Origin of the sequence: Xanthomonas euroxanthea (assembly GCF_900476395.1) — a bacterium.
In the GTDB taxonomy this organism is placed as follows: domain Bacteria; phylum Pseudomonadota; class Gammaproteobacteria; order Xanthomonadales; family Xanthomonadaceae; genus Xanthomonas; species Xanthomonas euroxanthea.
Genome location: NZ_UIHB01000003.1, coordinates 142,599 through 167,463 on the forward strand (window position 1 = coordinate 142,599; position 24,865 = coordinate 167,463).

The following is a 24,865-nucleotide window of genomic DNA, read 5'->3' on the forward strand; positions in this document are numbered from 1 at the left end:
ACCATCGCGCCCATACTGTCCGCCACGCGGCAGGCATGGGCGCGACACGCTGGCACCTAGAACTTGTAAGTCAGCCCGAGGTACGCCAGCCGGCCTGCGTAGCCGCCGGTGTAGAAGCGGGCGCGGGTGTCCTCGCCCAGGTGCGCGCGGGACTCCTGCTTGGTCAGGTTCAGCACCGAGGCGGTGAGGCTGAGCGCGGGGGTGATGTTGTAGGCCGCGTTGACATCGATCTGGTAGTACGGCTCCTCAAAGACGTTCAGGCCATTGACCAGGCCTTGCACCAGCTCACCGCGACGGTTGTACGAGGCGCGCAGCAGCAGGCTGTCGGTTTCGTAGAACACGGTGAGGTTGGTCTGGTTCCTGGCGCTGCCCGGCATGGAGGTCTTGCCGGCCTCGGTGCCGTCCTCCAGCCGCACCGCCGCCTTGCTGGCATCGTTGTAGGTGTAGTTGAACTGCGCACCGAGGCCAAACGGCAGCGTGTGCTGCGCGTACAGCTCCACACCCTGCGACACCGCGTCCTGGCCGCCGGCCTGGGTGCTGTAGTTCTGCACGGTGACCGGTTGCCCGTCGACCATCATGTTGACGTCGCTGATCACGTCGACCGCGAAGTTCTCCACGTTCTTGCGGAACAGCCCCACACCCGCCACCGAACCCGGGTGGAAATACCATTCCAGCCCTAGGTCGAACTGGTTGGCCTTGTACGGCTCCAGGTTCTTGTTGCTGCCCGAGCCGTACCAGCCCTGCTCGCTGGCGCCGCCGGTCAAGCGCCGGTCGGCCACGTACTCGGGACTGTAGAACTCCAGGCTGCCGGGCGCGGCAATATCGTTGTAGCTTGGGCGTGCAATCACTTTCGAAGCTGCCGCGCGCAGCAGCAGGTCTTCGGTCAGGTCGTAGGCCAGGTTGAAACTCGGCAGCACGTCCGTGTAGTTGCGGTCCAGTCCGCTGACCACGAACGACTCGGTGCGTTGCACGCTGTCGGCCAAGCGCCAGTAACCTTCGGTGCCGCAATAGGTGTCGGCCGGGGCGCCGCCGGGCATGGCGGCACCCTGCTGGCAGGCCAGCGGATTGCCGTCGGCGCCGTCGAAGAAGTAGTCGTTGTAGGCGGTCACCTTGTCGGTGGAATCGGCACGCTGGCCGGTACGCGCCACCCGCACGCCGACGTTGCCGCGCAGCCGCTCGGTGTGGAAGTTGAGCTGCAGATAGCTTGAATAGATCTCTTCGTCGACGTTGTAGACGAAGTTGTCTTCGTTGCGGGTCTGCATCGCGCCGTAGGTTTGATTCAAGTAGCCGATGTAGCCCGGGAAGTTGATCGCCGGGAACGCGTTGGCGTTGACGCCACCGGCCAGGTTGTCCTGCGCGAACAGCAGGCCCGGGGAGAACTGCGTGGCGATGGCATTGCAGCGCCCGTTCCAGTAGCGGTTGTCGTAGTCGCCCGGGTCGGTGCCCGGGCACACCCAGTAGTTGTTGCCGGTACTGCGGTGGATGCCGCCGTCGCGCCGTTTGATGCCGAACTGCAGCGAGTCGAAGACCTCGCCGTCGAAATGCCAGGTGGTATCGATCTGCGCGTACTGCTGCTGGTTGGTGTTGCGGGTCCAGGACGAGCCGGTCGAGCCCAGGTCGACCTGCAGGATGCCGTCGCGCAGGTTCTGCATCAGCGCTGGCGAGAACGTCATGGACGGCGTGCCGGTCAGGTCCCAGGCGCTGGCGAAGTTGGCGTTGGTCCAGCTGCCGTCGGCGTTCTGCAGGCGCGGCTTGATCGGCAGGGAAAACTGCAGCTCCGGCCCGCCCTTGGCCCAGGTGCGGCCGGCCTTGAACGCCACGTCCACCTGCTCGCCACGCCATTCGCCGCCCAGGTCCACAGTCTGCGACAGCGATTTTTCGATGTTGTAGCTGCCGGTGATCTGCGGCGTGGGCACCGTGCAGTCGTCCGAGCCCCAGCCGCCCGGCGGCAGGCCGGCCGCAGCGGCCTGCGCCTCGTTGCAGTAGTAGGTCTTGCCCGGGCGCAGGCTGTAGGCGGCGCCAGTGACGATGGTGCCGCTGGGATCGAACTGCAGCCGGTCGAGCAGACGCCCGCCGCGCCAGTTGCCGTCGCCGTTGTAACGGGCAATGTTCCACTCGGGAATCTTGATGGTATTGGTCTGCGAGTCCTGCGACAGGTCGAAGCGGAAGTAGTTCGCGGTCAGCGTCAGGTCGTCGGTCGGCTTGAACTGCAAGGTCAGTTGCGCGCCCTTGCGCTCGCGCTCCTCGCGTTTGGCGCCCAGGCTGACCGCCGTCGGCATCATGAAACCAGTGGAGTAATCGCCGTCCTGGGTCCAGAAACCGGTCCCGCCCCACCAGTTGGCGTTGAAGTCGGACGGATTGCCGTTCACGTCGACCGCCGGGCCGCCTTCGTCGCGCCCGTACCACTGCCAGCTCTCGGTGCTGGCATCGAGTGTTCGTGCGGTGCGCTTCTGCTGCGTGTAGCCGACGAAGACGCCGAAGCGGTTGTCCTTGTCGTGCCACGAGTACGAACCGGAGAACTGGCCGTCGGTCTTCTTGCTGGTATCGGACCAGGTGCCCTCGGCAGAGACGAAGCCGGAGTTTGGCTCCAGTTCCAGCGGGCGCCGCGTCTGCAGGATCACCGTGCCGCCGATGCCGCCTTCGTCGATGCGCGCTTCCGGTGTCTTGTACAGCTCCGCGCTGCCCAGGAGGTTCGACGGCAGCAGCGTGTAGTTGAACGAGCGCGTCGGGTCGCCGTTGGACTCGGCGGTGGCGATGTAGTTGCCGTTCAATTCGGTCAGCACCAGCTCCGAGGACAGGCCGCGCACACTGACGTTCTTGCCCTCGCCGCCGTCGCGGCTGATGACCACGCCGGGCACGCGCTGCAGCGCATCGGCCACGTTCTTGTCGGGGAACTTGCCCACGTCCTCGGCGGTGATCACATCGACCACGGCGTTGGCGTTGCGCTTCTGCTCCAGGCTTTTTTCGATCGCGTAGCGGTAGCCGGTCACCGTCACTGCGTCCAGGTCCGTGGCCCGCACCTCGGCCTGGCCCGTGGGCGCCGGCGTGCCGTCGGCCTGCTGGGCGGCGGCGGTGGAGGCGGCACTCGCGAACAAGGCGATGGCGATACCGGCGGACAGCGTGCTGCGGTGGCGTGCGAATGGCATGCAGTTCATTTCGATCATGCTCTCCCAAAGGTGATTGGCTTCGGCGGATTTCTGTCGATCCAGCGATCGGCCAGGAACGCTGCGCGAAGTGACACAAAAACGATCCGTCGCCGTTGCGGCAACCTGCCCCCTCCTCTTGCGTCCGCTTCCACGCAGATGCGATTAGATCGTTCTAATGCCGTGGAAAGCTAAGTAGCACAGCCCAAGCGGCAGCGCATTCTGCCGCGCAACAGACCAGCGGCGTTGCAAGGCATCCACGATGGGCGGCCGGCCCGCTACGCTTGCACGCGGCATGACACGGCCTACCGCGCCGCCGGCTGCAGCAGCGTGATCGCTGCAAGCAACACACCCTCGCTTGCAACCGGACGCAAGCGGTTTGCCGAAGCGCCAGCACACACCTTGTTTAAAACCGAGCTCAGCAAGAAACTGGATCGAGCTGAGGGCATCGCCCACCACACGCCGCGTGGCGGCCATCGCCAACGCGGTCGCCACACCGAACATGCCCGCGCTTGTTGCTTGCGTGCACGCGCAAGGGGGGCGGGCCTGCTGCGGCATTGATGACACGCCTTGGTCGGGAGCGCATGCGCCGATGACCTGTCACCCCTGCATCGACGCCAGCGTGGAAGCGGCCCATGCCGCAAAACGACAACTTTCTGGCGCTCTCGACCATCTGCTCTATCAAGTCCGCCGCGCTCGCGCCGATATCGCTTCCATGGACAGACTCAGCATTATCGGACTGGTGCTCGCGATCGTGGCGATCGTGGGCGGCAGCGTGTTGAAAGGCGCCGGCATTTCGTCGCTGTGGTCGCCGGCTGCCTTCGTGATCGTGATCGTCGGCACCGTGGCGGCGATCCTGCTGCACACCTCGCCGGCGGTTTTCCGGCGCGCCTTCAAGATCCTGCGCTGGGTGATCCAGCCGCCGGCCAGCGACCGCCCGCAGTTGCTGGCGCGCATCGTCGAGTGGAGCAACATCGCCCGCCGCCAGGGCCTGCTGGGCCTGGAAGACCAGCTGCCGCGCCAGGACGACGCGTTCCTGCGCAAGGGCCTGCAGATGCTGGTCGATGGCGTGGAGCCCGAATCCATGCGGCATATGCTCGAGATCGAAATGGACAACCAGGAGCGGCAGGATCTTGCCGCGGCCAAGGTGTTCGAAGGCATGGGCATCTACGCGCCCACGCTGGGCATCATCGGTGCGGTGCTCGGGCTGATGGCGGTGATGAAGAACTTGGCCGACCCGGCCATGCTCGGCCATGGCATCGCCGCGGCCTTCACCGCCACCATCTACGGCATCGCCTCGGCCAACCTGCTGTTCCTGCCGGTCGCCGCCAAGCTCAAGAGCGTCATCCATTGCAGCACCAACGAGCGCGAAATGGCGATCGAAGGCTTGATCGCGATCGCCCAGGGCGAGAACCCGCGCAACATCGAGTCGAAACTGGCAGGCTACTTGCATTAGTCCCGTCATGGCCCGCCGTCGCAAACATCACGAAGACCATGGCAACCACGAAGCGTGGGCGATTCCGTATGCCGATCTGATGACGCTGCTGCTGGCGTTCTTCGTGGTGATGTATGCAATCTCCTCGCTCAACGAGGGCAAGTACAAGGTCATGGCACAAGCGCTGACCACCGCCTTCGGTGGCGCGTCCACCGCCGCCAGCCCGGTGCAGGTCGGCAGGACCCAGACCCTGGGTGCCGATTACGACCGCCCGTCGGTGATCAAGGCCGGCGCGCCGATGGCCGCGTCCAGAGGACCGACCGACCCCACCCTGCTGCCGTCGATGGCCGCGCAGATGCGCATGCCGGTGTCGCTGCGCAACCAGGCGCAGCTGGCGCGTGCGCAGCGGCAGATGGACGCGGTGGCCCAGCAATTGGGCAAGACGCTGGCGCCGCTGATCGACCAGAAACTCATCACCATCCGCCGCAACGATCTGTGGATCGAGGTGGAGATCAACAGCGACATCCTGTTCGGTACCGGCTCGGCGGCATTGGCTGGCAGCGCCCGCGGCACCCTGTCGGCGCTGGCCGCGGTGCTGCGCGATGCGCCCAACGGCGTGCGCGTGGAGGGCTATACCGACAATCAGCCGATCGCCACAGCACTGTTCCCCTCCAACTGGGAGCTGTCGGCCGCGCGCGCCGCCAGCGTGGTGCACCTGTTTGCCGATGACGGCATCGCCCCGCAGCGATTGGCGATGGTGGGCTATGGAGAATTCCGCGCACGTGCCGATAACAGCACTGAGGCGGGACGGAATGCGAACCGGCGTGTGGTGTTGATCATCCTCGCTGACTCGGCTGGCTCACTCGCACCCGATCCGCCATCGCAGCTGCATGCGACCGCCGCCGGGGCGCCCAAGCTTCCCAAGTCTGACGGCGGCCAAACGGCCGTCACCACCGAAAGCGGCACAAGTTCCGTTCCCGCCGTAATTCAAGGAGTGCAGTGAGATGCGTATCTGGGCAATCGCCAACCAGAAGGGCGGCGTCGGCAAGACCACCACGACGCTGGCATTGGGTCGTGGCCTGGCCGCGCTCGGCCACCGGGTATTGTTGATCGACCTCGATCCGCACTCCTCACTCACCCGCGCGTTCGGTGTGGCGATCGACCCGCCGCCGCGCGGGGTGCTGGACCTGTTCGGCACCCCGCCGAGCGACCTGGCCAGCCTGGCCCACGAAAGCGCCATCCCCGGCCTGTCCTATGTCTGCGCGCAAGCCGCACTGGCCACGCTGGAACGCCGCAGCGCCAACCAGCCCGGGCTGGGCCTGGCCCTGCAGAACGCGATGACCCGGCATGCCGGCCAGCACGACTACATCCTGCTCGACTGCCCGCCCACGCTCGGCCTGCTGATGATCAACGCGCTGGCCGCCTGCGACCGCGTGGTGGTGCCCACCCAGGCCGAGCCGCTGGCGCTGCATGGCCTGGCCAGCATGGTGCGTACCGCCGACATGGTGCAGCGTTCGCGTCGCCGCGCACTGCCGGTGTCGATCCTGCCGACCCTGTTCGACCGCCGCACCCGCGCCGGCACCGAGACGCTCAAGGAGATGCAGGACACCTACGGTGCCGTCGTCTGGGAAGACGCAGTGCCGGTGGATACCCGAATCTGCAATGCCGCCGCACTGACCGTCCCCGCCACCGGCGGCGACTACCAGGGCCGCGGCCTGTCCGCCTATCGCCGTGCGCTGGAATGGGTGCTGGCCGATGACGCGGTGCGTATGGAGCAAGCCGCATGAGCAACCACACCGCCAACGGTGAGCTGGACGATTATCTGGAAGGCCTGCTGCACGATGCCGGCGTCGAGCCCACTGCCCCGGCTACCGGTGCCACCCTCGCGGCGGCACCGGCAACTGCCGAGGCAGACCTCACGCTGGCCGAAGCGCCGGTGCAGGCCGACGCGGCCCCCGAAGCCGCCGCTGTCTCCGAAGCGGCCACTTCCAACGCGATCGCCGCGGTGCTCAGCGCCGATGCGATCGCCGCCGATTTCCTTGCCGAAATGGATGCCGACCCGGCCTTCGGCCCGCCGGTGATCGCCGCGCCCAGCGCCGCAGACATCGCCGCCGATTTCCTCGCCGAAATGGATGCCGACCCGGCCTTCGGCCCGCCGGTGGTCGCCGCGCCCAGCGCCGCAGACATCGCCGCCGATTTCCTCGCCGAAATGGATGCCGACCCGGCCTTCGGCCCGCCGGTGGTCGCCGCGCCCAGCGCTGCAGACATCGCTGCCGATTTCCTCGCCGAAATGGACGCCGACCCGGCCTTCGCCACGGCGGCGCCCAGCCCGTTCATGAGCACTGCCGACCTGATGGCCGAAATGGACGCAGACCCGGCCTTCGCCAGCGCTGCCTCCGGCGCCGACCTGCTGGCCGCCGATCTGCTGTCGGAGATGGATGCCGACCCGGCCTTTGCCGATGCCGCACCCGCCGCGCCGGCACCTGCGCGGCCTGCGCCGGCACCGATGCAGGCACCGCACCGCGCGCCGCCGTCGCCGATCTATCCGCAAGGCCTGCAGGCACTGCTGGCCCCCGGCCAGGCCGAGCACATCCAGGCCGAGCGGCGCGCAGCCGAACGCAGCACGCGCTGGCTGCGCCTGCGCTGCGGCGAACAGACCTATGCGCTGGAATTGCTCAAGGTGCAGGAGGTGGTACTGCCGGTGCCGCTGCTGCCACTGCGCGGCACCGCCAGCGCGATGCTCGGCATCATGAACCTGCGTGGCCAGGTGGTGCCGGTGATCGACCTGGGCATGCATCTGGGCTCGGCGCCGATCAACATGGATCTGCAGACGCGCGTGGTGGTGCTGGAGGAAAACGGCGAGACCATGGGTCTGCGCGTGTCGGCGGTGGAAGACGTCACCAGCCTGACCGATCAGCAGATCGAACCACCGGACAACGCACGCCTGTGCCGCATTTCCAACAACCTGTTCCGCGGCGTCGCGCGGCTGGGCCATCAGCCGATGATCCTGCTCGATGCCAGCCATTTGCTGCATTGATCCGGCGCTCAGCTGACGCGCACCTGCACGCGCAACGATTCACCGTTAAAGCTTTCCCGCCGCCCGCCGTTAGTACGCATAGAACCATCCGTTCGGAGCAACAATGAGCACAGTGACATTGGGTGAGGATCTCGGCATCGAGACCAGCGCCGACCTCAAGCAGAAGCTTGCCGCGTTCCTGGCCCAGGACGGCGAGGTGGTGCTCAATGCCGGCGACGTCCGGCGTATCCATACCGCCAGCGTGCAGTTGCTCTGTGCCTTTGTGCAGACCCGCCGCCAGGCGGGGTTGCATACCGAATTCGATGGCTGCAACGACACTTTTAGAGATGCGGCCCGTCTGCTCGGCGTCACCGACGCGCTCGGACTTTCCGCATCCAATGACAACCTGAAATCTGTGGAGAACGCCGCATGAGCGCACGTATCTTGGTGGTGGACGATTCGGCGTCAATGCGCCAGATGGTCTCTTTCGCCCTCACCTCTGCCGGCTTTGCCGTCGAAGAAGCCGAGGACGGCGCCGTGGCGCTGGGCCGCGCGAAGGGCCAACGCTTCAACGCGGTGGTGACCGACGTGAACATGCCCAACATGGACGGCATCTCGCTGATCCGTGAGCTGCGCCAGCTGCCGGACTACAAGTTCACCCCGATGCTGATGCTCACCACCGAGTCGGCGGCCGACAAGAAGTCCGAAGGCAAGGCCGCCGGTGCCACCGGCTGGCTGGTCAAGCCGTTCAACCCGGAACAGCTGATCGCCACCGTCCAGAAAGTTCTGGGTTAATTCCACTTGCCTCACCATCGGATGTCACGCCCATGAGCATGGACCTGCAACGTTTCCACGCCACCTTTTTCGAGGAAAGCCGCGAAGGGCTGGACGCGATGGAGGCCGGGCTGTTGTCCCTTGAAGAGGGCAACCGCGACCCGGAAATCATCAACTCGGTGTTCCGCGCCGCGCACTCGATCAAGGGCGGCGCTGCCACCTTCGGTTTCGAAGCGGTCGCCGGCCTGACCCACGTGCTGGAGACGCTGCTGGACGAGTTGCGCTCCAACAAGCGCCAGCTCGAGCCCAATGCGGTCGATGCCATGCTCGGCTCGGTCGACGTGCTGCGCGCACTGCTGCGCGAAGCCGAACACGGCACCCCGGCCGACCCGGCCGCGGTCAAGGCCGTGCATACCCGTTTGAACGCGGTGCTGGCCGGCGAAGCGCCGACCGCCGCGGCGGTGGCCAAGCCGAAGGAAGAAGAACCCGAAGCCTGGCATATCGGCTTCACCCCGGCGCCGTCGCTGTTCATGAGCGGCAACGACCCGCTGCGCATCATCCGCGAGCTCGAGCACCTGGGCCCGCTGCAGATTGCCGCGCGCCTGGAGCGCATGCCGGGCTTTGAGAACATCGACCCGCTGGAAGCCTACCTGGCCTGGGATCTGGGCCTGATCGGCAAGATTCCGCGCAGCAAGATCGAAGACACCTTCGCCTGGGTGGTGGACGATTGCGAGCTGGAGATCCGCCCGATGGCGGTGCCCGGCCCGCCGCCGAGCCTGGCCGTCGAAGCCGCCGCTGCGCCTGTCGCCGTCGCTGCGGCACCTGCCGCCGCTGCCGAACCTGCCGCCGCCGCTGCCACGCCGGCCAAGGCCGCCGCAGCCGAAGCGGAAACCTCGATCCGCGTCAGCGTCGACAAGGTCGATGCCCTGATCAATCTGGTCGGCGAGCTGGTCATCACCCAGGCCATGCTCAAGCAGGTCTCCACCGGCCTGGATCCGGCGCATGCCGAACAGCTGTTCGCCGGCCTGGATCTGCTCGAACGCAATACCCGCGACCTGCAGGAAGCGGTCATCGGCGTGCGCATGCTGCCGGTGGACGCGGTGTTCCGTCGCTTCCCGCGCCTGGTCCGCGACCTCTCCAGCCGCCTCGGCAAGCAGGTCCGCCTGCGTACCATTGGCGAAGGCACGGAACTGGACAAGGGCCTGATCGAAAAGATTGCCGATCCGTTGGTGCACCTTGTGCGCAACTCGATCGACCACGGCCTGGAAATGCCCGATGCGCGTCGCGCCTCCGGCAAGGACGAAACCGGCACGATCACCCTGGCGGCCTCGCACCAGGGCGGCCACATCGTGATCGAAGTCAGCGACGACGGCCGCGGCCTCAATCGCGCCAAGATCCTGGAAAAAGCCGCCGAACGCGGCATCGCCGTGCCGGACAACCCGACCGACGCGCAGGTGTGGGACCTGATCTTCGCGCCGGGCTTCTCCACCGCCGACGCGGTGACCGACCTGTCCGGTCGTGGCGTGGGCATGGACGTGGTCCGCCGCAACATCCAGGGCCTGGGTGGCGAAGTGCAGCTGGAAAGCAACGCCGGCAGCGGTACCCGCGTGCTGATCCGCCTGCCGCTGACCCTGGCCATCCTGGACGGCATGACCGTCTCGGTCGCCGGCGAAACCCTGATCCTGCCGCTGGCCTACGTGCTCGAGGCACTGCAGCCGGCGCCGGAAGACATCCGCTCGATGGCGGGCGACGGTCGGGTGCTGCGGGTGCGCGGCGAGTACCTGCCGATCCTGTCGCTTACCGACTACTACGGCTTCGGCGGGCAGCAGTCCTCGCAGGAACCGCTGGTGGTGGTGGTCGAAGGCGACGGCCAGAAGATCGCGCTGGAAGTGGATGAATTGCTCGGCCAGCAACAGGTCGTGGTCAAGAACATCGAGAACAACTACCGCCGTATCCCGGGTGTCTCAGGCGCCACCATCCTGGGCGATGGCCGGGTCTCGCTGATCGTGGACATCGGCGGGCTGGTGCGCTCGCTGCGTGTGCCGCAGGCCGCGTAACACGCCAGGCCACGCAACAAGCGCGGTGTGGCTCCTTCTCCCGCGGGAGAAAGGCCGCAGATTATGTGCGGTCACGACAAAGCCCTGGCAGCGATGCCGGGGCTTTTCATTTCTGCCAGGCACCGCAGTGCCCGGCGCAGTCCTGCAATTGCGCACCTGCCCCGCGACGCGTGCCGCATGGCCTGCAGCCGCTGCCCCGGCGTGTCGGAACATGTCCGGCGCAGCGCCTATCCACGCGCGCAGGGCCAACCACGACGATGCTCAACACGCCCCGATCCTGCCGGGGCGTTCTGCCATTTGGCAGCGACCGACAGACGCACGCGCTTCGTAATACCCGCTGCGTTTCCCCGCAAACGTGCCGTCCGTCGAAAGGTGATCAAGCCCGCGCCGCGGCGGCCGATACAGGGAGCAATGAGGGCTGCCTGGCCCGCGCCACGTCGAAGGAAGTCCGCATGCCCACCGTCAACTCACCACGCGCTGTCCGCCACCTGCTGGGCTCGGTGTGCGCCGCCGCGCTGCTGGCTGCCAGCATCTCGTTGCCGCCGTCCTTCGCAGCACCGGCCGCGCCGGTGTCGGTCCTGCTGGACAACGTGCCGGTGAACGCGCTGCAGTCGCTCGCCATCGACCTGGTGCAGTTGCGCGACGAGCAGCGGGCGCAGCTTGCCGCAGCGCATGACCCCGCCCGCATCGAGGCCTACGACGAGCGCCTGGGCAACCTGCGTCAACGCATCGCACGGCATGCGGGCTACGTCCAGGCCAGCGCGCCACAGGGTGAGCAGGCGCGCCAGTTTGCGCTGGTGCAGCAGCAACTGGGCCAGTATCTGGCGCAGCAGCGCCAGGCCAACCGCGCCCTGCATGCCGGCGACCTGCAGGCTGCGCAGGCCTTGTCGCTGGACCATGCAGGCGACGCACGGCTGTGGACGCAACTGCACACCCTGCAGCAATCGATGGCCAGCGTGGGCACAACGCAACGCCACTGAGCATTGCCCGCCTCGCGACCGCGATGGTCGCAGCGGCGTCGTAGGCTCTCCAGCCAGCCAGCCCCGCGCTGCGCGACGTGCGCCGAAGCGCCGGCCTGCGCTGCAGGTCCTATCGCCCTCGTGCGCACTGCCTTTGCCAGCGGGTCCACGGGCCGCGTGCCCTGCCCGGCCCGCCCTCACGCCGGCTGTCGCGCACTGCTCAACATTTTGGGGATCAGGTCGCTATTCGACTTACCTCGGTCACATTCCTTTGCTGGATACCTGCCATGACCTTCAAGACCACGATTGCAAACACGCTGGCCAACGTACCGCTGAAGCGCAAGTTTCTGGCGCAGACCGCGCTGGTGGCGCTGGGCATCATCGTGCTGGCGGTGATCGCCGCACGCTTGCAATACGTGGATCTCACCGATACGCGCCGCGACGGGCTCAAGAGCCAGATCGAAATGGCCATCGCGGTGGTCAATGGCTATGCCGAGCGCGCCGAGAAAGGCGAGATGGATGTGGACAGCGCCAAGAAGGCCGCGCTGCATACCTTGTCCACCATGCGCGCACGTGGCGGCGTGGATTACATCTACGTCACCGACCAGACGCCGGTGATGCTGATGCACCCCACCCGCCCGGACCTCATCGGCAAGCCGCTCAACGATGTGCTGAGCCCTGACGGCAAGCGCATCTTCCCGGCCTTCGTCAGCGCGGCGCAGGCCGGCGGCGGCTACGTCGATTACGCCTGGGCCAAGCCCGGCGAAAAGGAGCCGGTGCAGAAGACCTCCTACGCCTCGCTGTACAAGCCGTGGGGCTGGGTGATCGGCACCGGCGTGTATCTGGACGACACCCAGGCGCAGGCGCTGGTCTTCACCGGCATCGTCACCCTGGCCGGCGGCGTGCTGGTGCTGCTCAACCTGCTGGTGGGCTGGCTGATCGGCAATTCGGTGCTGGAGCCGGTGTCGCGCGCGCTTGCCGCCATCAAGGGCGTGGCGCGTGGCGATCTGAGCGTGCGCACCGCCCAGCATGGCAGCGATGAAATCGGCCAGATGCTCAAGGCCACCGACGACATGGTGCATACGCTGGAGCGCTTCTCCGCGCAGACCAAGGTGATGATGCACATGCACGCCGGCGAAGACGTCAGCCACCGCATGCCCACCGATTTTCCCGGCGTCTACGGCGAGCTGGCCGGCGGCATCAACACGATGATCTTCGAACACCTGGACGCCATCATCGATGCGATCGGCATCCTCAACGAGTACGCGCAAGGCGATCTGTCGCGCGACGCCGCGCGCCTGCCCGGTACCCGGGCGGTGCTGCACGAAGCGATGGATGCCGCCAAGGCCAGCCTGCTGGCGATCAACACCGAGATCAAGCGGCTGGCCCAGGCTGCGGCCAATGGCGACTTCAGCCAGCGCGGCGATGCCACGCGTTTCAGGCACGACTCGGCACGCATGATCAACGACCTCAACGCGATGATGGACGTCAGCGACCGCAACCTGGGCAAGCTCTCCGAGCTATTGGCCGCGCTGGCCGAGGGCGACCTCACTGCGCGCCTGGACGGTGAGTTCCACGGCGTGTTCGCGCGCATGCGCGATGACGCCAACACCACCGCCACGCAGCTGGCCGGCATCGTCGGGCGCATCCAGCAGGCCGCCGGCGCCATCACCGGGTCGGCCAGCGAGATCGCCGCCGGCAACAACGACCTGTCGCAGCGCACCGAACAACAGGCAGCCAACCTGGAAGAAACCGCCGCCTCGATGGAAGAGCTCACCTCCACGGTCAGGCAGAACGCCGAAAGCGCCCGCCAGGCCAACCAGCTGGCAATCGGCGCGGCATCGGTGGCCTCGCAAGGCGGCCAGGTGGTCAGCCAGGTGGTGGACACCATGTCCGGCATCCAGACCTCGTCGAAGAAGATCGCCGAGATCATCTCGGTCATCGATGGCATCGCCTTCCAGACCAACATCCTGGCCTTGAACGCGGCGGTGGAAGCGGCCCGTGCCGGCGAACAGGGCCGCGGCTTTGCCGTGGTTGCCTCCGAGGTACGCACGCTGGCGCAGCGCTCGGCCGGCGCGGCAAAGGAGATCAAGCACCTGATCGACGACTCGGTCGGCAAGGTGGCGCAGGGCTCGGCGCTGGTGGATCAGGCCGGCAAGACCATGGCCGAGATCGTGTCCTCGGTGCAGCGCGTGACCGACATCATGAGCGAGATCTCTGCCGCCTCGCAGGAGCAATCGGCCGGCATCGAGCAGGTCAATCTCACCGTCACCCAGATGGACGAGAGCACCCAGCAGAACGCCGCGCTGGTGGAAGAAGCCACCGCCGCCGCCAACGCCATGCAGCAGCAGGCGCAGCAGCTCGACGAGGCGGTGTCCAGCTTCCGGGTGACCGCGGCCTCGCCCGTGCAGCGCGGCCCCGGCCGTGGTGCCGCGCGCGCGGAGGCCCTGCGCGTCGCCAGCTGATCGCCACCAGATCGCTCTCCCGTACCACCTCCTCACTTCGAAGCCACGCCCATGCCCTCGCCCCCCACGCAATCCCGCTCCGGCGGCAGTCTGGCGTACCGCCTGATGCTCGGCACCGCGGTCGCTGCATTGCTGTGCTTCGGCCTGACCGCGGCGATCAGCTACTGGCAAAGCAGTCGCGCGCTGATCGCGTCGGCGCAGACCACGATGCAGAACGCGGCGCGCTATCAGGCCGAGCAGATCGGCAGCGAGCTGGGGCAGGCATTCACCACTGGCCAGTCGCTCGCCAGCGCCCTGCTGGCGCAGCGTGCGCATGGCGGGGTGAGCCGCGAGGCGGCGGCGGCGATCGTGCACGACGCGTTGCAGAACCATCCCGAATGGGTGGGCATGGGCACCTTGTGGGAGCCGCAGGCCTTCGACGGCAAGGACGGCGACTATGTCGATGCCCAGGGCCACGACAACACCGGCCGTTTCATGACCTACTGGGCCTACAACGGGCAGTCGCTGATCCGCGAGCCGTTGGTCGGCTACGAAAAGCCCGGCGACGGCGACTGGTACCTCAAGCCCCGCGAGCTGGGCCGGCAGATCGTGGCCGGCCCCTACGATTACCAGATCGGCGGCAAGCCGGTGCTGATGACCACCTTGTCCACGCCCATCCTGGACCAGGGCAAGTATGTGGGCGTGGTGTCGGTGGATTTCGCCCTGGCCGCATTGCAGAAGCGCCTGAGCGCGTTGCGCCCGATGGACGATGGCTATGTCGAGCTGATCTCGCCGGCCGGGGTGATTCTGGCCTCGCGCGACGCTGCGCGGATCGGCAAGCCGGCCGACGGTGCCGACTATCGCGCGATGCTGGCGGCCACCAGGGCCGGCAAGGACTATCTGGACTTCACGCCGGACGCCGCCGGCACGGTCAGCGCCTATGTGCCGTTGCAGATCGGCCACGCGCAGGAGCGTTTTGCGCTGGGCGTGGTGGTGCCGTATGCGGCGATCATGCAGCAGGCACATCGCCTGTTGTGGACCATCCTGGCGGTCGGCCTGGGCTCGGCGCTGGTGCTCAGCGTTGCGCTGTTCGCACTGTTGCGCCGTCAGGTGGTGGGCCCGCTGGATGCCGCTGCAAAGGTGGCAGGTGCCATTGCCTCCGGCAAGCTGGACAACCAGATCGCCGCGCAGCGCCAGGACGAGGTGGGCCGCCTGATGGGCGCCATGCAGCGCATGCAGACCGACCTGCGCCAGCGCATCGAACGCGATGCGCAGATCGCCAACGAAAACCTGCGCATCCGCACCGCGCTGGAACATTCGGAGATGGAAGTGCTGCTGGCCGACGAGCAGCACACGGCGGTGTTCATCACCCAGGCGCTGCACAACTCGTTGAAGCGCAGCGAAGCGGCGTTTCATGCCAAGGGCCAGGAGGGCTTCAGCGCCGATGCGGTGGTCGGCAACCCGCTGGACTATGTGTTCGGCACCGATGCCGACGGCAAGGCACGCATGCAGCGCCTGCAGCAACTGCAGTCCACCACATTGGAGCGCTACGCCTTCGGGCCGGTGACGCTGGATCTGAGCATGACCCCACTGTACGCCGCCGATGGTCATCGCAGCGGCAGCATGCTGCTGTGGCGCAATGTCAGCGCCGAGGTCAGCACGCAGGCAGAGGTCGCCGCGCTGGTGCAGTCGGCGCTGATGGGCGACTTCGGCCAACGCCTGGCATTGGACGATAAGCACGGCTTCTATCTGGAATTCGGCCGTCAGCTCAACGGCCTGCTGGAAACCACCTCGCAAGGCCTGGAACGTATTTCCCGCCTGCTCAGCGCGCTGGCCGAGGGCGACCTCACCGTGCGCATGGACGGACAGTTCCAGGGCGTGTTCGCCCGCATGCGCGACGATGCCAACGCCACCGTGGCGCAACTGACCGGCATCGTGGCGGGCATCCAGACCTCGGCCACGCAGATCAACGCGGCCGCCAGCGAGATTGCCGCCGGCAACAGCGACCTGTCGCAACGCACCGAACAACAGGCCGCCAACCTGGAGGAAACCGCCGCCTCGATGGAGGAGCTCACCTCCACCGTCAAGCAGAACGCCGAGCACGCGCGCCAGGCCAACCAGCTGGCGATCGGCGCGGCCGATGTCGCCTCGCATGGCGGCGCGGTGGTGGCGCAGGTGGTCACCACCATGTCCGGCATCGAGATCTCCTCGAAGAAGATTGCCGAGATCATCAGCGTGATCGACGGCATCGCCTTCCAGACCAATATCCTGGCCTTGAACGCGGCGGTGGAAGCGGCGCGTGCCGGCGAACAGGGCCGTGGTTTTGCCGTGGTCGCCACCGAAGTGCGCACGTTGGCGCAGCGCTCGGCCGGCGCGGCCAAGGAGATCAAGCACCTGATCGACGACTCGGTAGGCAAGGTCGCGCAGGGCGCGTCGCTGGTGCAGCAGGCCGGCACCACCATGGCCGAGATCGTGGCCAGCGTGCAGCGCGTGACCGACATCATGGGCGAGATCTCCGCCGCCTCGCAGGAGCAGTCCAGCGGCATCGAGCAGGTCAACCTCACCGTCACCCAGATGGACGAAGCCACCCAGCAGAACGCGGCACTGGTGGAAGAAGCCACCGCCGCCGCACGCGCGATGGAAGAACAGGCCGGCCAGCTGACCGATGCGGTGGCGGTGTTCAAGCTCAGCCACGTCGGCAGGCCGGCGGCGATTGCCGCTGCCGCCACACCCGGCGTCAGCCCGGTTGCGCCCTCCACACGGGCACCGACCGGCAACAAGCGCGCTGCCATGCCGCCGCGTCCCCCTACCCGCAGTGCCGCCGGCAACGACAGCCAGTGGCAGGATTTCTGAGTGCAGCGGCGCTGCCCTGACCGGGGCGGCTCCCGTGCACCTTCAGCGCCACCGGCGGGCGCACCCTGCCCGCCACGGCCGCGTTGCCGGCGGCTGATCGCCGCACACACCGGCCGGCGGCCCTACCGTTCGTCCTTCAAAAATAAAGAATCATCCCGGGCGGCCGTTAGCGTGCTGGAGAGCGTCCCTGCGCAATGTCCCGGAGTCACTGATGAACAAGTTCAACGATTGGCCGATCCGCCGCAAACTGATGGTTGCCTTCTGCCTGAGCGCCGTGCTCACCGCCTTGCTGGGCGGCCTGGGCTATTCACGCATGCGGCAGATGCAGCAGCAGGCAGTGCTGATCAATGAGGAGGTCGTCCCGATCCTGAGCAAACTCTCGGAGCTGCGTGCCTTCGGTGGCGAATTCCGTATCTACGAATCCGGTCAGTTCGTCAATCTCGAGGATCCGGAACGCTATGCCTACTTTCTCACCCGCATGGATGATATCCAGGGCAAGTACGCGCAGACACAAAAGGCGCTGGCAGCGAAGATCGACGCTGCGTCGCCGCTCAAGGCCGCGTACACCAAGCTTGCCGAACAAAGCGCGAGCTACTTTCAAGCCAACAAGACGCTGCGTACGCTCTACAAGCAGCCCGACTATGCGGCGGCAGTGCTTGCAAACAAGCAATCCGGTGACATTCGCAAGGAATTGTTCGAGACGATCGACAAAATGTATGCCGAGCAGTCGACCGCGCTGGCCAACATGGTTGCCGCCAGCAGCGCCTCGTTCAAGCTGACCAGCGCGGTGTTGCTGCTGGGCACGCTGTTGATGGCGGCGCTGTCGGTGACCTTCGGCTGGCTGATCGCACGCAGCATCACCAATCCGCTGTCCAAGGCGCTGGGCGCCATCAAGGCGGTCTCGCGCGGCGACCTGAGCGTGCAGGTCCACAAGACCAGCAACGACGAGATCGGCCAGATGCTCGAGGCCACCAGCGGCATGACGCAGATGCTGCGCCGCTTCAGCGACGAGACCGCGCGCATGTCACACCTGCATGCGGCCGAAGACATCACCCACCGCATGCCGGAGGATTTCCCCGGCGTGTACGGCACGCTGGCCGGCGGCATCAACACGATGATCTTCGAGCATCTGGATGCCATCACCGACGCGGTGCGCATCCTCAACCAGTACGCACAGGGCGACCTGACCCAGGACGCACGCCGCCTGCCGGCCAGCCGCGCGATCCTGCATGAAGCGATGGATGCGGCCAAGGCCAGCCTGTTGTCGATCAATACCGAGATCAAGCAGCTGGCGCAGGCCGCAGCCGCCGGCGACTTCAGCGCACGTGGCGACGCGGCGCGCTTCAAGTACGACTTCGCGGTGATGGTGGCGGATCTGAACTCGATGATGGAGGTCAGCGACCGCAATCTGGGCAAGCTGTCGCAGCTGCTCGGCGCGGTGGCCGAAGGCGACCTGACCGCACGCATGGACGGGCAGTTCCACGGCGTGTTCGCGCGCCTGCGTGACGATGCCAATGCCACCACCCAGCGCCTGACCGATATCGTCGGCCGCATCAAGCACTCCACGCTGGCCATCAACACCGCTGCCGGCGAAATCGCCGCCGGCAACAACGACTTGTCGCAGCGCACCGAGCAGCAGGCCGCCAACCTGGAAGAAACCGCCGCCTCGATGGAAGAGCTCACCTCCACGGTGAAGCAGAACGCCGAGCATGCGCGCCAGGCCAACCAGCTCGCCATTGGTGCGGCCGACGTGGCCTCGCACGGCGGCGCCGTGGTCAGCCAGGTGGTGGACACCATGTCCGGCATCCAGACCTCGTCCAGGAAGATCGCCGAGATCATCTCGGTCATCGACGGCATCGCCTTCCAGACCAATATCCTGGCCCTGAACGCAGCGGTGGAAGCGGCGCGTGCCGGTGAACAGGGCCGCGGCTTTGCGGTGGTCGCCAGCGAAGTGCGCACGCTGGCGCAGCGTTCGGCCGGCGCCGCCAAGGAAATCAAGAGCCTGATCGACGACTCGGTCAGCAAGGTGGCCGAAGGCTCGGCGCTGGTGAACCAGGCCGGCAGCACCATGAGCGAGATCGTCTCCTCGGTGCAGCGCGTCACCGACATCATGAGCGAGATCTCCGCCGCCTCGCAGGAACAGTCGGCCGGCATCGAGCAGGTCAACCAGACCGTCACCCAGATGGACGAGGCGACCCAGCAGAACGCCGCACTGGTGGAAGAAGCCACCGCCGCCGCACGGTCGATGGAAGAACAGGCGCAACAGCTCACCGAGGCGGTCGCCCTGTTCCGCCTGTCAGCCGAGCTCGAAGCGGTGACCCGCGCCACGCCGGTGGTGCGCCAACTCGCTGCCAAGCGGCCTGCCGCCGCCAGTGCACCGGCGCCTAGGCCGCAGGTCGCCAGGCCGGCGGCACGTGCTGCCGTGGCATTGGCTCCGTCCAACGAATCGGACTGGGCCGAGTTCTAGGCCACGCCGCAGCGGCCGCTGCACTGGCCGCCGTCAAACGCAAGCCGCGCTCTCCAGAGCGCGGCTTTTTTTATGCCGCGCCACGCTTTTTAAAAGGCGCATCAACCCGATAAGGAATAAAACAGCATTCGAATAACTTTTTATTTATGTAGCAATACGATTATTGTCGAGTCCGCCGTCATCCCCCGCCGATAACGATTACACAAACCGATCAATTCCATTCTCGCGATTTATTATTTTTCACAAGCCTGACCGCGTTATATATTTTTTTGATATCGAGGTATTCAGCGATGCTGTCGTGCGCCGTTACTGCGCATAGCGAGATGTGACGCAGACACTGTTCGGCGTCACCTGATCGCTCCCATCCATTGCGCACCGCCTGCCGGGAATTGATCATGACTGCATTTCTTCAACGCTATAACGTCGGCCCCCGACTGGCGGCGGCATTTGCCGTGCTGATCGTTCTCTCCGCCCTCATTGCCATTATCGGCTATCGCGGGCTGAGCTCGGCACGCACCCTGGTCGACGATCTGGTGCACCAGAACATGGTGAAGATTCGCCTGTCCAACGACATGATGAATGCCAACTACATTATTGCGATGCAGATCCGCAATGTGGTTTTGCCAACCAGCAGCGAAGATAATCTCAAGTTTATCGAGACCATCCAGGCTGCGCGCGCCGACTACTCCAAGGCACGCGAAGCGCTGTATACGATTCCACCGTCTGACCAGGGCCGGGAGATCCGCGCAGAAATCGATCGCCGGCGCGCCGTGGTCAAGGCATTGAACGACCAGGTCATGGACCTGGTCCAGACCGGCCATAGCGATGAGGCCCTGCCCTTGCTGCTGACCAAGGCCGCACCGGCGATGCAGCAGTGGCAGGACAAGATCGCCGAGAACATCGCGCTGCAGAACACGCTGTCGGCCGAGGCCTCCGCCGTTGCGCTGCAATCCATGGACGACTCGCGCAAGCTGCTGATCGCCGGCTCGCTGCTGGTGGTGCTGCTGAGCGGCGTGCTGGGCCTGCTGATCACCCGCAGCCTGACCCAGCCGCTGAGCCGGGCCACCCGCGCGGCCGAATCGATTGCCGGAGGCAAGCTGGACAACGACGTCGACACCCAGTTCAACGACGAAAGCGGCCGCCTGCTCAAGGCGATGAGCAAGATGCAGCTACAGTTGCGCAACCTGCTCGCCGCCCAGACCGACATGGCCAAGCGCCACGACGATGGCCAGATCAGCTTCCGTATCGATGCCGACGCCTTCCCCGGCGAGTACGGCCGCATGGCGCATGACACCAATATGTTGGTGGGCTCGCACATCGCGGTGAAGATGCGCCTGGCGCAGATCATGGGCCGCTATGCGATCGGCGATTTGTCCGAGGACATGGAAAAGCTGCCTGGCGAAAAGGCCGTGCTCAGCGAGACCATGGCGCAGGTCAAGGTCAACCTCGGCGCGATGAATACCGAGATCAAGCATCTGGCCGTGTCGGCGGCCAACGGCGACTTCAGTGCCCGCGGCGATGCCGAGCGCTTCCAGTACGACTTCCGCCTGATGGTGGAAAGCCTCAACAACCTGATGGCGACCGCCGACGGCAATCTGCAGTCGCTGTCCAGCCTGCTGCAATCCATCGCCGCCGGCGACCTCACCGCGCGCATGAGCGGCGACTTCCGCGGCGTGTTCGCGCAGATGCGCGACGATGCCAACGCCACGGCCACGCAGCTGGCCGAGATCGTCAGCGGCATCAAGGCCTCGGCGGTGTCGATCAAGGGCGCCGCCAGCGAGATCGCGGCCGGCAACCAGGATCTGTCGCAGCGCACCGAACAGCAGGCCGCCAACCTGGAGGAAACCGCTGCCTCGATGGAAGAGCTCACCTCCACCGTCAAGCAGAACGCCGAGAGCGCACGTCAGGCCAACCAGCTCGCCATCGGCGCGGCCGGTGTGGCCTCGCAGGGCGGCGAGATCGTCAGCAGGGTGGTCGAGACCATGAGCGGGATCGAAGCCTCCTCCAAGAAGATCGCCGACATCATCTCGGTCATCGACGGCATCTCGTTCCAGACCAACATCCTGGCCTTGAACGCCGCGGTGGAAGCGGCGCGTGCCGGCGAACAGGGGCGCGGGTTTGCCGTGGTCGCTTCGGAAGTGCGGACGCTGGCGCAACGCTCGTCGGCGGCCGCCAGGGAGATCAAGGGGCTGATCGACGACTCGGTGCAGCGTGTCTCCGAGGGGTCGGTGCTGGTGCACAGCGCCGGCAAGACCATGGGCGAGATCGTGTCCAGCGTGCAGCGGGTCACCGACATCATGGGCGAGATCTCCGCCGCCTCGCAGGAGCAATCCTCGGGCATCGAGCAGGTCAACCAGACCGTCACCCAGATGGACGAGACCACCCAGCAGAACGCCGCGCTGGTGGAAGAAGCCACTGCCGCCGCACGGGCGCTGGAAGACCAGGCCACCCAGCTCACCGACGCCGTTGCGGTGTTCAAGACCGATGCCCATGCCTATGCCAAGGCACCGGTGCGCACCGTGCCGCCGCGCCCGGTGGTGACTCCCGCGCTGAAGGCCAAGGTGGCAGCGGCCGGACGCACCGCCGCGGCCAGGCCGCGCATGGTCGCCACCGCGCCCAGCAACGACACCAGCTGGCAGGAGTTCTGAGCCAAGCGGGCACAACAGTCTGAATGGAGCCGGCCGGCGCGACACCGGCCGGCTCAAGGCACAACGGTGATCGGCCGATAGGCTGCGTACGCCTATGAGACGCATCCATGATCACCTCGCCCGTGCCGTCGCCACCGACCGCCCCACGTTCTGCGCATCGCTGGAGCAGCCGCTGGGATGATCTGGCGATCGCCAGGAAGCTTGGTGTGATCGGGATGCTGGCGCTGGCCGGCCTGGTCATTCCGGTGCTGCTGTACAGCGGCAAGCTCAATGAAAGTGTGGCCATCAGCAGCAACGAGTTGCGCAGCTATGCGCCGCTCGACCAGATGCTGGGGCTGATCACCGATCTGCACGCGGCCCACGTGGACAGCGGCAGCACCGCCCGCGCCGCGGCCGAGCGCGCCGAGCGCGATCTGCAGCGCCTGCTGGCCACCACGGCAACCATGCCGGGCTTCGAACGCAGCCAGAAGGCCCTGCTGGGCCTGCAGCAACGCCACGTCGCCGCTGCCGCTGCAAACGGCTACGCCGCCGTCAGCGAACAGGCGTTTGCCGCACTCGACGCCCTGCGCGACGACAGCCAGCTGGTCTACACCCCGTATATCGAGAGCTACCACCTGGTGGTGGCTACGCTGATCTACAGCCCCGATGCCACCGAGTCGCTGACCCGGCTGGATGCGGCCAGCGACCCGTCGCAGGCGGCCGGCAGCCGCGCCATGCTGCGCGAACAGCTCAACCAGCTGGCCCGCAGCCACCGGCGTTTCCGCCACGAGCTGGACAAGGCGATCGGCCTGCTGGAACAGCCCGACCCCGCGCTGGCCGATGCCGCCAAGGCCGAAACCGCGCGTGCGAACGCGGCGCTGGCCGCACTCGGCACCGCGCTGGACGGCAACGACGCCAGCGCCGATCTCCAGTGGAACGCTGCGCTGGACGCGCTCGGCCAGGCCATGCAAGCGCTCGGCAGCGTCTCGCTGCAGGCCTTGCAGCGCCAGTCCGAACGTCACCTGGCCGATGCCCGCAACGCGATGTGGCAGGCCATTGCCGGATTGTCGCTGCTGGCCGCGCTGATCGCGGCGCTGGGCTGGTCCACCCTGTCCAGACTGACCCGCAATGTGCGCCGCGCCGCTGCGGTGGCGGCCAATATCGCCCAAGGCCAGCTCGGCGAGCCTATCGCCGCGCCCAGCCGCGATGAAACCGGCCAGCTGCTCGACAACATGCGCCGGATGCAGGAGCAGCTGCAGCGCGTGCTGGCCGCGCAGAGCGAGATGGCGCAACGCCACGATGCCGGCCAGATCAGTTACCGCATGGACGCCGAGACCTTCCCTGGCGCCTATGCCACCATGGTGCGCGACACCAACGCCCTGGTCGGCTCGCATATCGCAGTGAAGATGAAACTCGCCCAGATCATGTCGCGCTATGCAATCGGCGACCTGAGCCAGGACATGGACCGCCTGCCCGGCGAAAAAGCCGTGTTCAGCGACACCATGGATGCGGTCAAGGCCAACCTGTCGGCAATGAACAGCGAGATCAAGCTGCTGGCGCAGGCCGCCGCCAACGGCGATTTCAGCGTGCGTGGCGATACGCAGCGCTTCCAGCACGACTTCCTGGCCATGGTCGACAGCCTCAACCAGCTGATGGCCACCGCCGACGGCAATCTGGGGGCGTTGTCCGGCGTGCTGCAGGCTATCGCGGCAGGCGACCTCACCACCCGCATGCAGGGCGACTTCCACGGCGTGTTCGCGCAGATGCGTGACGATGCCAATGCCACCGTGGCGCAGCTGGCCGATATCGTCGGACGCATCCAGCGCTCCACCGATGCCATCAACGCTGCCGCCAGCGAGATCGCCGCCGGCAACCAGGAGCTGTCGCAGCGTACCGAGCAGCAGGCCGCCAACCTGGAGGAAACCGCCGCCGCGATGGAAGAGCTCACCTCCACCGTGCGCAGCAACGCCGCGCACGCGCGGCGCGCCAGCGAGCTGGTGACCGGCGCCGCCGCGGTGGCTTCGCAAGGTGGCACGGTGGTGGGCGACGTGGTCGGCACCATGGCCGACATCCAGGCCGCGTCCCGGAAGATCGCCGACATCATCTCGGTCATCGACGGCATCGCGTTCCAGACCAATATCCTGGCCTTGAACGCGGCAGTGGAAGCGGCCAGCGCCGGCGAACAGGGGCGCGGCTTTGCGGTTGTCGCCTCGGAAGTGCGCACGCTGGCGCAGCACTCGGCCGGCGCGGCCAAGCAGATCAAGCAGCTGATCGACGATTCGGTGAGCCGGGTCGAGCAAGGCAATGTGCTGGTCAGCCAGGCCGGTCGCACCATGCAGGACATCGTCGACTCGGTGCGCAGCGTCACCGAGATCATGCACGAGATCAGCGACGCCTCGCAGCAGCAGTCGCAGGGCATCGAACAGGTCGGCCAGACCGTCGCACAGATGGACCAGGCCACCCAGCAGAACGCCGCGCTGGTGGAAGAAGCCAGCGCCGCCGCACGCGCGATGGAACAGCAGGCGCAGCAGTTGCGCGATGCGGTGTCGGTGTTCCAGCTGCACGCCGCCGTGGTGCCGGCCCGACGCGTGCGTGCCGCCTGACGCCCCTGCGTGCGGAGTTGGGTACGCGCGCGGTGGGCGACGCCGCGCGCATGGGGGCAGTCACACCGTGCACTCGTGCTGCGCGGTCACTGGCCGCGGTGTCTGCTACGTGGTCGCCGGCCGCGGTGTCTTGACCGAGACTGGCTGAGCCACCCCGCCTGCGCCTGCGATCGCGCATTGCACCCGGGTCGCAACCGAGGCAGTGGCGCCACCCCGCCGTTGCGGACTCGCTTCAACTGCCCAGCGCAGGTTCGATTCCTGCCGCAGGCAATACTGCCGCAGCCAATAGCCCCGCCTGCGCATACGGCGCCAGGGTCACCAGGCTGCTGCATCGCTCCAGCAGCCGGTGCCGTCCGCCCGTCTGTCCTTGCAACCGCAACGGCGCATCACGCTCGAACGAGTGAGCCAGATGTGAATCCGCCGGTCGATGCAACTGCGTCGATGGCACGCACATCGACGTTTCCGGTCCATTTCTGCACATGCGCGT

Annotated in this window: 15 protein-coding genes; 13 read left to right on the top strand and 2 right to left on the bottom strand. The window is 66.7% G+C overall.

Translation table 11 applies throughout. The annotated features are described in order from the left end of the window. Positions 1-56: 56 nt before the first annotated feature. Complete coding sequence (locus tag CPBF1521_RS12380; protein WP_181901223.1) at positions 57-3,209, bottom strand: TonB-dependent receptor; 3,153 nt, start codon at positions 3,207-3,209, stop codon at positions 57-59. 649 nt (positions 3,210-3,858) lie between these two features. Here CPBF1521_RS12380 and CPBF1521_RS12385 point away from each other — a divergent pair. From CPBF1521_RS12385 to CPBF1521_RS12435, 11 genes are all read left to right on the top strand, one after another. Further along, positions 3,859-4,599 (top strand): flagellar motor protein, encoded by a 741-nt coding sequence (locus CPBF1521_RS12385; RefSeq protein ID WP_026064871.1) that lies wholly within the window; start codon positions 3,859-3,861, stop codon positions 4,597-4,599. Between the two features lie 7 nt (positions 4,600-4,606). After that, the gene (gene motD, locus CPBF1521_RS12390) at positions 4,607-5,581 is read left to right on the top strand and encodes a flagellar motor protein MotD (protein WP_115677182.1); all 975 of its coding nucleotides are present in this window, start codon (positions 4,607-4,609) and stop codon (positions 5,579-5,581) included. Position 5,582: 1 nt separating this feature from the next. Then, the gene (locus CPBF1521_RS12395; RefSeq protein ID WP_016904758.1) at positions 5,583-6,365 is read left to right on the top strand and encodes a ParA family protein; all 783 of its coding nucleotides are present in this window, start codon (positions 5,583-5,585) and stop codon (positions 6,363-6,365) included. Further along, the gene (locus CPBF1521_RS12400) at positions 6,362-7,615 is read left to right on the top strand and encodes a chemotaxis protein CheW (protein ID WP_115677183.1); all 1,254 of its coding nucleotides are present in this window, start codon (positions 6,362-6,364) and stop codon (positions 7,613-7,615) included. The genes CPBF1521_RS12395 and CPBF1521_RS12400 overlap by 4 nt, the downstream gene beginning before the upstream one ends. A 103-nt stretch (positions 7,616-7,718) precedes the next feature. Beyond that, positions 7,719-8,027 (top strand): STAS domain-containing protein, encoded by a 309-nt coding sequence (locus tag CPBF1521_RS12405; RefSeq protein WP_026064926.1) that lies wholly within the window; start codon positions 7,719-7,721, stop codon positions 8,025-8,027. Further along, complete coding sequence (locus tag CPBF1521_RS12410) at positions 8,024-8,389, top strand: response regulator (protein ID WP_002806565.1); 366 nt, start codon at positions 8,024-8,026, stop codon at positions 8,387-8,389. The genes CPBF1521_RS12405 and CPBF1521_RS12410 overlap by 4 nt, the downstream gene beginning before the upstream one ends. Before the next feature lie 32 nt (positions 8,390-8,421). Beyond that, positions 8,422-10,425 (top strand): chemotaxis protein CheA, encoded by a 2,004-nt coding sequence (locus CPBF1521_RS12415; RefSeq protein ID WP_104648668.1) that lies wholly within the window; start codon positions 8,422-8,424, stop codon positions 10,423-10,425. Positions 10,426-10,877: 452 nt separating this feature from the next. After that, positions 10,878-11,405 (top strand): hypothetical protein, encoded by a 528-nt coding sequence (locus tag CPBF1521_RS12420; RefSeq protein WP_047125429.1) that lies wholly within the window; start codon positions 10,878-10,880, stop codon positions 11,403-11,405. 266 nt (positions 11,406-11,671) lie between these two features. Next, positions 11,672-13,849 carry a methyl-accepting chemotaxis protein gene (locus CPBF1521_RS12425; RefSeq protein WP_115677184.1) on the top strand — a complete coding sequence of 726 codons (2,178 nt, stop codon included), beginning with the start codon at positions 11,672-11,674 and terminating at the stop codon, positions 13,847-13,849. A 51-nt stretch (positions 13,850-13,900) separates the two neighbouring features. Then, positions 13,901-16,681 carry a methyl-accepting chemotaxis protein gene (locus CPBF1521_RS12430; RefSeq protein ID WP_181901221.1) on the top strand — a complete coding sequence of 927 codons (2,781 nt, stop codon included), beginning with the start codon at positions 13,901-13,903 and terminating at the stop codon, positions 16,679-16,681. A 211-nt stretch (positions 16,682-16,892) separates the two neighbouring features. After that, entirely contained in the window at positions 16,893-19,148 is a 2,256-nt protein-coding gene (locus CPBF1521_RS12435) for a methyl-accepting chemotaxis protein (RefSeq protein WP_115677186.1), read from the top strand. A gap of 211 nt (positions 19,149-19,359) precedes the next feature. On the opposite strand, the gene CPBF1521_RS12440 is transcribed toward CPBF1521_RS12435, so the two are convergent. After that, the gene (locus CPBF1521_RS12440; protein ID WP_147295458.1) at positions 19,360-19,545 is read right to left on the bottom strand and encodes a hypothetical protein; all 186 of its coding nucleotides are present in this window, start codon (positions 19,543-19,545) and stop codon (positions 19,360-19,362) included. On the opposite strand from CPBF1521_RS12440, the gene CPBF1521_RS12445 reads away from it, so the two are divergent. Together CPBF1521_RS12445 and CPBF1521_RS12450 are read left to right on the top strand one after the other, a co-directional pair. Next, entirely contained in the window at positions 19,544-21,796 is a 2,253-nt protein-coding gene (locus tag CPBF1521_RS12445) for a methyl-accepting chemotaxis protein (protein ID WP_115677203.1), read from the top strand. The two genes, CPBF1521_RS12440 and CPBF1521_RS12445, sit on opposite strands and share 2 nt — an antisense overlap. A gap of 107 nt (positions 21,797-21,903) precedes the next feature. Continuing rightward, complete coding sequence (locus CPBF1521_RS12450; RefSeq protein WP_115677187.1) at positions 21,904-24,378, top strand: methyl-accepting chemotaxis protein; 2,475 nt, start codon at positions 21,904-21,906, stop codon at positions 24,376-24,378. Positions 24,379-24,865: the final 487 nt, after the last annotated feature.

Bases quoted from the DNA above. Each gene is read 5' to 3' on its own strand.
- CPBF1521_RS12450 (WP_115677187.1), top strand. From the start codon at position 21,904: ATGATCACCTCGCCCGTGCCGTCGCCACCGACCGCCCCACGTTCTGCG.
- CPBF1521_RS12410 (WP_002806565.1), top strand. From the start codon at position 8,024: ATGAGCGCACGTATCTTGGTGGTGGACGATTCGGCGTCAATGCGCCAG.
- CPBF1521_RS12395 (WP_016904758.1), top strand. From the start codon at position 5,583: ATGCGTATCTGGGCAATCGCCAACCAGAAGGGCGGCGTCGGCAAGACC.
- CPBF1521_RS12445 (WP_115677203.1), top strand. From the start codon at position 19,544: ATGACTGCATTTCTTCAACGCTATAACGTCGGCCCCCGACTGGCGGCG.
- CPBF1521_RS12415 (WP_104648668.1), top strand. From the start codon at position 8,422: ATGAGCATGGACCTGCAACGTTTCCACGCCACCTTTTTCGAGGAAAGC.
- CPBF1521_RS12430 (WP_181901221.1), top strand. From the start codon at position 13,901: ATGCCCTCGCCCCCCACGCAATCCCGCTCCGGCGGCAGTCTGGCGTAC.
- CPBF1521_RS12400 (WP_115677183.1), top strand. From the start codon at position 6,362: ATGAGCAACCACACCGCCAACGGTGAGCTGGACGATTATCTGGAAGGC.
- CPBF1521_RS12405 (WP_026064926.1), top strand. From the start codon at position 7,719: ATGAGCACAGTGACATTGGGTGAGGATCTCGGCATCGAGACCAGCGCC.
- CPBF1521_RS12385 (WP_026064871.1), top strand. From the start codon at position 3,859: ATGGACAGACTCAGCATTATCGGACTGGTGCTCGCGATCGTGGCGATC.
- CPBF1521_RS12435 (WP_115677186.1), top strand. From the start codon at position 16,893: ATGAACAAGTTCAACGATTGGCCGATCCGCCGCAAACTGATGGTTGCC.
- CPBF1521_RS12425 (WP_115677184.1), top strand. From the start codon at position 11,672: ATGACCTTCAAGACCACGATTGCAAACACGCTGGCCAACGTACCGCTG.
- CPBF1521_RS12420 (WP_047125429.1), top strand. From the start codon at position 10,878: ATGCCCACCGTCAACTCACCACGCGCTGTCCGCCACCTGCTGGGCTCG.
- CPBF1521_RS12440 (WP_147295458.1), bottom strand. From the start codon at position 19,545: ATGATCAATTCCCGGCAGGCGGTGCGCAATGGATGGGAGCGATCAGGT.
- motD (WP_115677182.1), top strand. From the start codon at position 4,607: ATGGCCCGCCGTCGCAAACATCACGAAGACCATGGCAACCACGAAGCG.